The sequence below is a fragment of the Streptomyces sp. NPDC052016 genome, assembly GCF_044548445.1.
Lineage (GTDB): Bacteria > Actinomycetota > Actinomycetes > Streptomycetales > Streptomycetaceae > Streptomyces.
This window is the reverse complement of sequence record NZ_JBIUBX010000011.1, coordinates 239,285-249,629: the sequence shown is the minus strand read 5'-3', so window position 1 is coordinate 249,629 and position 10,345 is coordinate 239,285. Positions and strand designations below refer to the sequence as shown.

The following is a 10,345-nucleotide window of genomic DNA, read 5'->3' as shown; positions in this document are numbered from 1 at the left end:
GGATACCCGCCCGGCTCACCCAACTTCTCCACCGGATCCCAGCCCTCCAGGGCGGCAGGACCGTACACCGGCTCGATGGGCAATCCGGACTCCGACTCGCGTGCCATGGTGTGATGCCTCCTGCTTCGTGGATCGTCGAGTTGTTCGCCGGACACTTTCGTGCTCGTCCCGTTGCTCCTCCTGCTCGTCCAACGATGCCCGCCCGTTCGGGAGCCGTCATCCGCGGGGAACATCTCGGGCATGACCAGCTTGCGAAGATCATTCGCCGCCGTGACGGGTGCGGCGGCCCTGGTGACGGCGTGCGGCTGCACCGTGCAGACCACCGGCCCGGAGGGCAAGGGACGCCCGCCCGTCCACATCGACGTCGGTCCCACGGCTACCCGGGGGAAGCCGGCGTCTCCCGCCTCCACGGCCTCCGCGACTCCCGCCGACGGCAAGCCGCCGAGCACCGCCCCCACCACTCCCGAGCCGGCCGGGCCGCCCCCCGTCGTCCTCTGGTCGCGCGGCGACAGCGGGCGGGACGTCCGCGAACTCCAGGCGCGGCTGCGGCAGGTGGCCTGGCTGTTCGACGGGCCGACGGGGACGTACGACGAGCGCACCGAGCAGGCGGTGAAGGGGTTCCAGGGCAAGCGCGGGCTGCCCAGGACCGGCCGGACGGACACCGTCACCTGGGAACGGCTGCTGGGGATGACGCGCGAACCCGGCGAGTGGGAGCTGTATCTGATGGGCGGTCAGCCGGCCGCCGCGCCGGACCCCCGCTGTCTGACCGGGCGGGTGCTGTGCATCGACAAGACGAGCCGGACGCTGCGCTGGATGATGGACGGGCAGACGGTGTCGACGATGGCGGTCCGCTTCGGCTCGCAGTACACGCCCACGCGGGAGGGTGTGTTCCACGTCTACTGGAAGTCCCGCCACCACGTGTCCACGCTCTACGACTCGCCGATGCCGTACGCCATGTTCTTCAGCGGTGGACAGGCGGTGCACTACTCGTCGGACTTCGCGGCCCGCGGGTACGCCGGGGCCTCGCACGGCTGTGTGAACGTACGGGACGAGACGGCGATCGCGAACCTCTTCGCACAGGTGAGGAACGGCGACAAGGTCGTCGTCTCCTGGTGAGGCGGAGTGAGGGCGTTCGGGGCGCGGGCGGGACCGGGGGAACGTGTCCCGCCCGCGCCAGGTGCACGAGCCACGGGTACGGGGGGAACCCCGGCTCAGTGCGAGGGCCGATGACCAGTCGGCTCACTAGTTACTGCGTCGCGGCCGCCGAAAACGTCACACCCACCGCCAAAAAAATTTGGCGGCTTACGAAGTCGCAGGTCAGCGGGGGTCGGCGGACGGGCTGAGCGGTGCGCCCACGACTCCGCTCGAGCGGTGGACGCTTCGGCCGGAGGTGGTGGACGCCGAGTCGCCGCGTCCGGTGCCACCGCCGGAGACGGCGCCCTTGTCGCCGCTGTCACCCCCCTTGCCGGTGTTTCCACCTCTTCCACCCTTGTCGCCCCCTTCGCCCTTGCCGCCGCCTTTGCCGCCCTCGTCGCCCTTGCCGCCGTCGTCGCCCTTGCCGTCCTTGCCGCCGTTGCCGTCCTGCGCGTCCGTGCCGCCCTGTCCGCTCCCGCCGTCGGAGCCCTGGCCGGTGGACGAGCCGAGGAGCCGGGTGCAGTACGACGGCACGCGCGAACGGCCGCCCGCCGCGCCCTCCAGGGTGCGGCGGCGCTCGGTCTCCAGCGTCTTGCCGTCGAGGACGTCACGACAGGCCGAGGTGACGCCGCTCGGCCGGCCGCCGGAGTCGCGGGCGGCCGGGTCGTCGGCGCCTTTCGCGCTGCCCTCGGTGTTCGGGGCCGGGGTGCCGCTCTCGCCGCCGGGGGTCGCCTTTCCCGCTCCTCCTCCGCCCGGGGTCGTGCCGGTCGGGGGCGAGGCGAGCGGGCGGTCCGGGCCGGGCGTCGCGGCGGCGGAGACGGAGGCGGCGGGGCCCGGCTCGGCGTTGTCGAAGGGGGTCGGAAGGACGCCCGTACCGGCGGCGACGGCGACTCCGCCGGTGATGCCGACGGCCAGCGCGGCGGCCAGGGCCAGCCGGGCGGGGCGGTGCCGGCGGGGGCGGCCGGCCGCCGTACCCCGCCCACCACCGATGCGCACCAGCCCGGCGTCGGCGGACCGCGCCGTCCCGGGGCCGGCGGACGTCGCCGCCACGGCCGTACGGTCCCCGGGCTCGTCACGCTCGGCGGGGGCCAGGGGGAACGCGGACGGGGCGGCCGTGTCGCCGAAGCGCGTCTCGCTGAGGTCCGCCGAAGCCGTCGGCTCGACCGCGCGCTCGGCGCGGGCCTTGCGGAACGCGGCGAGGGCGGCGGCTTCGCCGGGGAGTTCCTCGTCGGCCGGGGCCGGTTCGGCGGAGAGCGCGGCGAGGGCGCCGAGGGTGCGGGTGAGGCGTTCGGCCTCGTCACGGTGGGAGGAGTCGACAGCGTTGTCGGGTGTCTCTCCGCTCAGCAGGCGCTCCGCCGTCCTCCGGTCCAGCCAGTGGCCGGGCCGGCGGCCGGGGCCGCGGCCTCCGGCGGAACCGCGGGGGGATTCCGCATCCCCCGGGAAGACACAGCGCTCGTCGGCCATCACATGTCCTTCTGCGTCCGCGCGCACGCATGCGTCACACCGGCGGACGTCACCGCGCGCGAGCGCGGTCCTGGCTGGGGCGGCAGGGCGTCGAGCACGCCGGTCGTCTCCGGATCGTCGCCGAGCAGCTCGGCGAGCTTCTTCAGTCCGCGGTGCGCCGCCGTGCGTACGGCACCCGGCCGTTTGCCGAGCGTCTCGGCGGCGGTCTTGGCGTCGAGGCCCACGACGACCCGCAGGACGACGGCTTCGGCCTGGTCCTGCGGCAGCCGGGCGATGAGGTCGAGGGTGCGTCCGGTGGCGAGCGCCTCGATGGCCTCGCCGGCGGTGTCGGACTCGGCGGCCCGGCCGGTCAGCTCCGTCTCGTCCCCGCCGATCGCGGGCCGGCGTCCCCGCATCCGGACGTGGTCCAGCGCGCGGTTGCGGGCGATTCGGGCGGCCCAGCCGCGGAAGCGGTCGGCGTCGCCGCTGAACCGCTCCAGGTCGCGGGCGATCTGGAGCCAGGCCTCGGAGGCCACGTCCTCGGCGTCGGGATCGCCGACGAGCGTGCGGACATACCCGAGCAGCCGCGGGTGCACCGCGCGGTACACAGCCCGGAACGCCGTCTCGTCCCCGTCCTGTGCCGCGAGCACCGCGGCTGTCAGCTCCGCGTCGTCCCCCACGTCGTGGTCCTCGGTTGATGGTTGCGGTGTCACCGACCGCAGTCGGTCGCGGCCCACGGGAGGTCACGGTGGTCCAGCCGCTCCGCCGTCCGGCGCGAAAGGCACGTTACGACCTGAAACCACAGGTCGTCCACGTCCGTACAAGATGCAACTAACTCGTGACGCGGTATGCGGGCGCGGGGTGTGACAGAAAACGCCCCCATGGCGCTGTAGGAAGCACGGGCCGCCGCGCGGCCCGTGCCGCGCGACGGCCGGGGCCTCTCCTGTGGGGGGTGGCGGCCCCGGCCGTTGCCTCGGCGAGCGCCCCCACCGGGCTCCTACTCGTTCCTGCCCTGGTCCTTGGAGGGCTTCTCCGCCGTCTGCGGGGCGTTCTCCGTGGCTCGCGGCGCCCTCTCGGCACCCTCCGGGGCCCTCTCGGTGACCTCCGGAGCCTTCTGCGTGGCCTGCGGGGCCTTCTCGGCGGACTGCTCCTCGCCCTTCCTCGCCGCGCAGTAGGCGGCTACGTTCCTCTCACCTCCCGCGGCGGTGACGAGCCGCTGCCACGCCGTGGCGTCCATCGCCTTGCCCCGGCCCTCGACGTCTTCGTACGCGCGGCACCGGGCCTCGGTGTCCGCGGCGGTCACCGGCCGGTCCCGGTCGGCCGGGGAGGCGGAGGGAGCCGACGCGGCCGGGGACGTCGGCACGGAGGGCGCGGCCTCCCGCTTCCCGCCCGGGCTCGCCGCCTGCCGCGGCCGCGCGTCGGCGGCGGAACCGGAGGAGGAACCGCCGGAACCGATCGCGGCGACCGCGACCCCGCCCAGGGTGAGGCTCGCGGCCAGCACCGACAGCGTGGCCTTCAGCGAGAGCGAGGCGTGCCGCCGGCCGCGCGGCCGCCAGTCGTCCCGCCGCCGGGTACGGCCGGATCGGTGCGCGCCGGCGTCCCGCGCGGCCCGGAAGGCGGCGACGGCCCGCCGCTCGCCCTCGTCGGCGTCCGCGGAGACGCCGGCCCCCAGGGCGGCCGCGAGCAGCGCCTCCACGCCGGTGTCGGCGCCGTGCGGTCCCGCGGTCGTGCGGGCAGGGTGCGCGCGCCGACGGCCACTGTCCGCGCCGCCGCTCATCCGTTCACCCATGTGCGTGTCCGCCTGTCGCTTCGTTCATGCCGTGGCCCCGGCGACGCCCGTTCGCCGCCCCTTGTTCATACGGAGCGCGGCCGTTTCCGTTCATTTCGACTCCCCCAGCGTCCGGGAGCCGTCATCCGTCACACTTTCGACGCCGAGCCGCCGGGCGAGCCGCTTCAGCCCGCGGTGGGCCGCGGTGCGCACCGCTCCGGGCCGCTTGCCGAGGACGCGCGCGGCGGCGGGGCCGTCCAGCCCGACCACGACCCGCAGCAGCACCGCCTCAGCTTGGTCCCGGGGCAGCTCGCGCACCAGTTCCAGGGCCCGTTCGGTGGAGAGCGCCTCCATGGCCTGGTCGGCGGTGCTGTGCGGGCCGGGCAGGTCGAGTACGTCCTGTTCCAGGGCCGTCGACCGGGGCCGTACCCGGAGCCTGCGCAGGTGGTCGAGGGCCCGGTGCCGGGCGATGGTGGCGGTCCACCCCCGGAACCCCGCGCCGTCCCCCTTGAACCGCCCGAGGTCCCGGGCGATCTCCAGCCAGGCCTCGGAGGCGACGTCCTCGGCGTCGTCACCGACGATCCCGCGCAGGTAGCCGAGCAGTCCCGGTTGCACGATCCGGTAGGCGGTCGCGAACGCGGCCTCGTCGCCGTCCTGGGCCCGTGCCACGGCCGCACCCAGTTCGCCGTCGTACGCGTGCGCGCGCCGCGGCTCCCCTCCCTGGCCCAAGACATTCCTCGTTCGTACGGAGTTCCTGGCAGGTGCGTGACTCCCGCCGCGTGCACACGTCCGTCAGGGTCCACGCCCCCATGGTCATCAGCGTCACGCCTCACAGATCTGTCACAGGGCGGCGGGACGACGCCCGGCCGACGGCCCGCGCCACGGCGGGCGACGTCCTCGCCGCCGGCCTCGGCAGGCCCGGCGCCCGGGCTTCGCACGGTCGCCCGGCTCCGCCAGACCGTCCGGCGCAGGCGGAGGGGCAGGCGGCAGGCGGACGAAGAGTGAGGCACCGCGAAGGAGGCGGCCGGGCAGCCGGCCGGCATCGGCCGGCGCCGAGCTGGACGCCTCCCGAGCGGCGGCACCGGCCTCGGCTACACCCAGACGCTGTCGATGACCCGGACCGCTCTGGGCACCCCAGCGTCGGCCCGGCTGGGCCAGCTGCTGACGCCGTAACCCCCGGCACCGGACACGGAGAGGGCCCCCGCGCATCCCGCGCGGGGGCCCTCCGCTCATCTCCGTCCCGGGCCGGTCGCGTCCCGGCACAGCAGCCGCAGCGAGCCGTGGCCGGTGAAGCAGCGGCGGGCCTCCTCGACCGGGTCCCACAGACGGCCGTCGGGCGTGCGGACCCAGTGGTCGCCGCCCGTCGCCCACCACTCCCCGCCGCTGTGCCGGACGATCACCTCACCGGCGTACGCGCCGAGCCCCCGCAGCACGGTGTCCACGGCGGCGGGCGGGGTGTCCTCGCGCCGCAGGTCCTCGATGAGCCGGTCGACGCGCCACAGGCTCTGCGCCGAGTAGTCGAGGCGCAGGCGCGCGCCCTCGCGCAGGGTGGTCACGGCGTCCGTGGCCCATCGCACCGGCTTCGCGGCGGCTTGGGGCCGCCCCTCCTCGGTCTGCCGGGTCTGCTGGATTCGGGTCCTCGCACTGGTGGTCATGTAAGGAAGAGCGGCGTGCGCCCGTCATCCATCACGCCTGCTGCGGGTGCTTCCCGGGAACGGTGCAGGACCGCCCCACCTCCCCCGCACCCCGGGCACAGGAAGGACACCCTCCGGGGATCGCGCCGGCGCGTCTCACCCGCGTCCGCGGGCCCGCCGTGACACCACCGCCCGCAGCACCCGCCGCCCTTCCGTGGAGACCTCCAGGGCCCGGCGCAGCCCGCCCGCGCCGTGCCCGGCGAGGATCTCCAGGACGGTGACCTGACGGCGCAGCTCGGCCGCGACCAGCGGTGGCATGCCCTCCGTGCGGCCGGCCCGGCGGGAGTCGAGCGGGGAGGGGTCTTCGGCGGGGTCGAGGAGCCGGTGGATCTGCAGCGAGGCGACCGAGCAGGCGTCGGCCCAGACCCGTAGCTCCGCGGCGGACCACTGGGCGGGTACCGCCCCGAGCATGCGCCGGGCCAGCACGACGGCCTCGTCACCGTCCTCGGAGCCGTCCCCGGCGGACGGCAGCTTGCCGCGCACCTGTTCCAGGAGTTCGCCCCAGGCGGCCGTGTCGAAGCCGTCCGTGAGGTTCCCCCACAACGGGCGCAGGATCTCGTCGTCGCCTCCGAGGAGCGGCACGCACCGATCCAAACAAGCCAGTCCGCTCGCAGCCAGTCCGCGTTCGTCGGCCTTGGCGATGAGGTCCACCAGGCTCATTCACGCCTCCCTGTCCGGGGCGCCATCCTTACGGAGCCCGCACTTCCCCTTACTGCGTGCGACAGCCGGGGAGTGTCACAGGGTGCACGGTGCCGGAGGCGAGCGCAAGATTCCGGCCAACATCCCGACGTCAGTCCAACCGGTCCGCGAGCGCCCTGAACTGCGCCCAGGACAGTGACGGCGTGCCCGGGTCCCACAGCTTCTGCACGGTCGCCCGCAGCGGCATCCGGATGCCGGCCGCCACTTGGCCCTGGGTCTGGGAGTTGGCGAGGTCGCACCAGACCGCGAAGGTCCCGCCGAGGATCTGGGCGTCGTACCGCGCCGGGACGGCGGTCGTGCCGCGCAGGACCCGCGGGGTCCACTGCTCGTAGATGCGCTGACCGGTCGGGTAGACGAAGGTCTGCGGTTCGCCGAGGACGTAGTACAGGAACTCGTCGTTGTAGTTGATCACCTTGCGGCCCGCGCTCAGGTACTCCGCCGGCGGGCGGGCGCCGATCTCCTTGCCCGTCCAGTAGGCGACCACCAGGTCGGCGGCGGGTTTCACCGACGTCCCCCGGAAGAAGCCGTCGTTCCAGGCCCGCATGGTGCGGTCGTGGGCGCGGACGGTGTCGGCGCGGTCGTTGATCCAGCCGGTGGCCAGGTCGGCGACGGTGGCGCCGGAGCCGTGGGCCTCGCGGGCGGCGGTGGCGAGCTGCGGGTAGGAGGCCTCCGGGTCGGACACGGTCAGGGCCTGGTACTCGTCGCCGCCGAGATGCCACTGGCTGCCGGGGAACAGTCCGGCGAACTCGTCCAGCAGGTCGTCCAGGAGGGCCGCGGAGGCGTCCTTGGAGATGTCGACCGCGCCCCGCGTCGCCACCCCCTGGGCGTTGCGCAGCTGCAGCTCGGGGTGGGCGGCGAGCACGGAGCCCAGGTGCCCCGGCGAGTCGATCTCGGGCACGACGGTGATGTGCCGGCTGGCCGCCAGCGCGACGATCTCCTTCACCTGCGCCTTGGTCAGGTGCGGCGAGGAGACGATCTCCGGGTGGGTGTCGGACTCGATCCGGAAGGCCTGGTCGTCGGAGAAGTGCAGTCCGAGCTGGTTGAACTTCAGGTCCCCGAGCTCGCGCACGCGGTCCTGTATCCAGTCGGCCGTGAAGTGCTTGCGCGCGATGTCGAGCATGAAGCCGCGCTGCGGCTTGGCCGGCTCGTCCCGCACCACGCCCTCCGGCGCCGTGCCCCCGCCGTGCACCTCCTGCTTCAGGGTGCGGGTCCCGTAGAACACCCCCGCGTCGGACGGCCCGCTGACGGTGACCCGGCCGCCGCGCACGGTCATGGTGTACGACTCCGGGTTCGCGCCCTCGTCGTCGTTCAGCGCGAGCCGCAGGTCCCCGGCCCGCACGTCGTCCTTCTCGCCCGCGTAGGACATCCCGAGCTCACCGGCGATCAGCCGCCCCTCGTCGGCGAGCCCGGCATCGCTCACGACCACCCGGTGACCGTCGGCCGGGCGCCACCCGGGACCACGGGCGGGGGTGTGGGAGCGGACGGCCGGAATGGTCCGCGGGGTCTGTGAGAGGGCGTACGAGCGGGTGGGTGTCGGACTGGCCGCCGTGCCGGTGCCCGCGGCGTCGCCCCGTGCGGCGGCGGAACCCGCCTCGCCGCTCCGCCACGTCGCCGATCCGGCCGGCGCTCCGTCGCCCCCGGACGCCCACACGCCGACGCCCGCGCCGAGAACCACGACGAGACCGCCGGCCAGCAGGGCCCTCCGCACCACCTTCTGCTGCGGGTTCCTCTCCGGCGCCCGGCGCCGGTGCCTGTGCCTGCTCACCCCGCCAACCTACGACCCCCGCCTGGTCGAAGCGCGCGGAAGGGGTCCACCGCGTCCTGCGAAACTCTCTCTTTCGAGTGAAATTCGGGCAAGCGTCGGACACGTCATGACCACTCTCGATAACGTGGCGTCACACATTTCACTGCATCCCCTGCCACATCACACGTGACGCGAGGATCCACGCTGCCTGCGCACCGTCTCTCCCACCTCTCCGGCCGAGTCGCCATACCGACACTCCCGGAGCAGACCCGGAACACTCCCTCCGCGCCCTGGCTGGAGGGGTTCAACACCGCATCCGCCGAAGAGGCGCACGCCACCCTTCTCGCCTGCCTCAGCAGCCGCCGCTGGGCCCACCGCGTCACGGCCCACCGCCCCTACCCCACCCCGGACGCCCTCCTCGCCGCCTCCGACGAGGCGGCCTACGACCTCTCCGCGGGCGACCTGGCGGAGGCCCTGGCCGGGGAGCCCCTCCCGGCACTACCGGCGGACGCGTACGGCGCGGCCCACATGGCCCTGGACGCCGCCCACGCCGCCTACGAGGCCCGCTTCGGCCACGCCTTCGTCCTCTACCTCGGCGACACGCCCCGCGAAGAGACCCTCGACCACATCCTGGAAGCCATCCGGTCACGATTGACGAACGATCCGGACAAGGAGCGGGAGGTCGTGGCGGAGGAACTCCGGCGCCTGGCGAGGGAACGCCTGATGACCTACTTCAGGGGCGCGGGCAACGGCGCGACCAGGCACGACGCACCCGCCGACGGCACATAACCGGACAGACCACCACGGTCCCCTCCGGCGCTCACCCGAACGCGTGCCACTTTGATCACACCGCGAGACCCCCGCTGAGCCCAGCGGCGGCGCGTCGCTACGATGCTGGGGGCCGGTGGACCGTACCCGGCCGGGCCCGTCCGACACCGAAGCCGGCAGGCCCCAGTCCCCGCTCCCGGAGGGTTCTTCCGTGCCGGCTGGAACGCTGTACCGCGGCCGGGAAGGAATGTGGTCCTGGGTGGCTCACCGAGTCACCGGCGTCCTCATCTTCTTCTTCCTGTTCGTACACGTGCTGGACACCGCACTCGTGCGTGTCTCCCCCGAGGACTACGACAAGGTCGTAGCCACGTACAAGACCCCGATCGTCGCCGTGCTGGAGTACGGCCTCGTCGCCGCCATCCTCTTCCACGCGCTCAACGGCCTGCGCGTCATCGCCGTCGACTTCTGGTCGCAGGGCCCGCGCTACCAGAAGCAGATGTTCTGGGCCGTGGCCGGCATCTGGGTCGTGCTGATGCTCGGGGCGATCTACCCCGTGCTCGGCCACGCCGCTCGTGAACTGTTCGGGAGCTGAGACAGATGGCCACCACTGAAACCACCGCGTCCGGGATCGGCCCCGTCGAGGGCGGTTCCGTCTACAGCGCCGACAACCCGGCGCCCGTCATCGAGGCCCCGCGCAAGCGCACCAAGAAGTCCCCGAAGTCCACCCGGGGCAACTTCGAGATGGCCGCCTGGCTGTTCATGCGCCTGTCGGGCATCGTGCTGGTCGTCCTGGTCATCGGCCACCTGCTGATCCAGCTCGTCCTGGACGGCGGCGTCTCCAAGATCGGCTTCGCCTTCGTGGCCGGCCGCTGGGCGTCCCCGTTCTGGCAGGTCTGGGACCTGCTGATGCTGTGGCTCGCGATGCTGCACGGCGCCAACGGCCTGCGCACGGTCATCAACGACTACGCGGAGCGCGCGAACACCCGGCTGTGGCTGAAGGGCCTGCTCTACACCGCCACGGTGTTCACCATCCTCTTGGGCACGCTGGTGATCTTCACCTTCGACCCGAACATCCGCTAGGCACGGGGCTGCGAG

Annotated in this window: 11 protein-coding genes; 4 read left to right on the top strand and 7 right to left on the bottom strand. The window is 73.7% G+C overall.

Features of this window, described 5'->3' with window-relative positions; genetic code table 11:
- The first annotated feature begins 240 nt into the window (after positions 1-240).
- Positions 241-1,116 (top strand): L,D-transpeptidase family protein, encoded by an 876-nt coding sequence (locus ACIHAR_RS16465; RefSeq protein ID WP_400019910.1) that lies wholly within the window; start codon positions 241-243, stop codon positions 1,114-1,116.
- 201 nt (positions 1,117-1,317) lie between these two features.
- On the opposite strand, the gene ACIHAR_RS16460 is transcribed toward ACIHAR_RS16465, so the two are convergent.
- The 7 genes from ACIHAR_RS16460 to ACIHAR_RS16430 form a co-directional block, all read right to left on the bottom strand.
- Positions 1,318-2,598: a hypothetical protein gene (locus ACIHAR_RS16460; RefSeq protein ID WP_400019908.1), complete on the bottom strand. Its 1,281-nt coding sequence runs from the start codon at positions 2,596-2,598 to the stop codon at positions 1,318-1,320.
- The gene (locus ACIHAR_RS16455) at positions 2,598-3,257 is read right to left on the bottom strand and encodes an RNA polymerase sigma factor (RefSeq protein ID WP_365461712.1); all 660 of its coding nucleotides are present in this window, start codon (positions 3,255-3,257) and stop codon (positions 2,598-2,600) included. Before ACIHAR_RS16455 ends, ACIHAR_RS16460 begins: the two co-directional genes overlap by 1 nt.
- A gap of 317 nt (positions 3,258-3,574) precedes the next feature.
- Complete coding sequence (locus ACIHAR_RS16450; protein WP_400019905.1) at positions 3,575-4,366, bottom strand: hypothetical protein; 792 nt, start codon at positions 4,364-4,366, stop codon at positions 3,575-3,577.
- A 90-nt stretch (positions 4,367-4,456) separates the two neighbouring features.
- On the bottom strand, positions 4,457-5,074 hold the full coding sequence (locus tag ACIHAR_RS16445; protein ID WP_365461716.1) for an RNA polymerase sigma factor: 618 nt from the start codon (positions 5,072-5,074) through the stop codon (positions 4,457-4,459).
- Between the two features lie 500 nt (positions 5,075-5,574).
- A complete protein-coding gene (locus ACIHAR_RS16440) occupies positions 5,575-6,000 on the bottom strand; it encodes a hypothetical protein (protein WP_365461720.1) in 426 nt (141 codons plus the stop codon).
- Positions 6,001-6,135: 135 nt separating this feature from the next.
- Positions 6,136-6,699, bottom strand: a complete 564-nt coding sequence (locus ACIHAR_RS16435) for a hypothetical protein (protein ID WP_365461722.1) — start codon at positions 6,697-6,699, stop codon at positions 6,136-6,138.
- Between the two features lie 130 nt (positions 6,700-6,829).
- Positions 6,830-8,449 carry a glycoside hydrolase family 20 protein gene (locus tag ACIHAR_RS16430; protein WP_400019925.1) on the bottom strand — a complete coding sequence of 540 codons (1,620 nt, stop codon included), beginning with the start codon at positions 8,447-8,449 and terminating at the stop codon, positions 6,830-6,832.
- A 219-nt stretch (positions 8,450-8,668) separates the two neighbouring features.
- Between ACIHAR_RS16430 and ACIHAR_RS16425 the strand changes: the two genes are divergently transcribed.
- The 3 genes from ACIHAR_RS16425 (at position 8,669) to ACIHAR_RS16415 (ending at position 10,330) form a co-directional block, all read left to right on the top strand.
- Positions 8,669-9,271: a 2-oxo-4-hydroxy-4-carboxy-5-ureidoimidazoline decarboxylase gene (locus ACIHAR_RS16425; protein ID WP_365461724.1), complete on the top strand. Its 603-nt coding sequence runs from the start codon at positions 8,669-8,671 to the stop codon at positions 9,269-9,271.
- Between the two features lie 190 nt (positions 9,272-9,461).
- Positions 9,462-9,842, top strand: a complete 381-nt coding sequence (gene sdhC / locus ACIHAR_RS16420) for a succinate dehydrogenase, cytochrome b556 subunit (protein ID WP_365461725.1) — start codon at positions 9,462-9,464, stop codon at positions 9,840-9,842.
- 5 nt (positions 9,843-9,847) lie between these two features.
- Positions 9,848-10,330: a succinate dehydrogenase hydrophobic membrane anchor subunit gene (locus ACIHAR_RS16415; RefSeq protein WP_365461727.1), complete on the top strand. Its 483-nt coding sequence runs from the start codon at positions 9,848-9,850 to the stop codon at positions 10,328-10,330.
- The last annotated feature ends 15 nt before the right edge of the window (positions 10,331-10,345 follow it).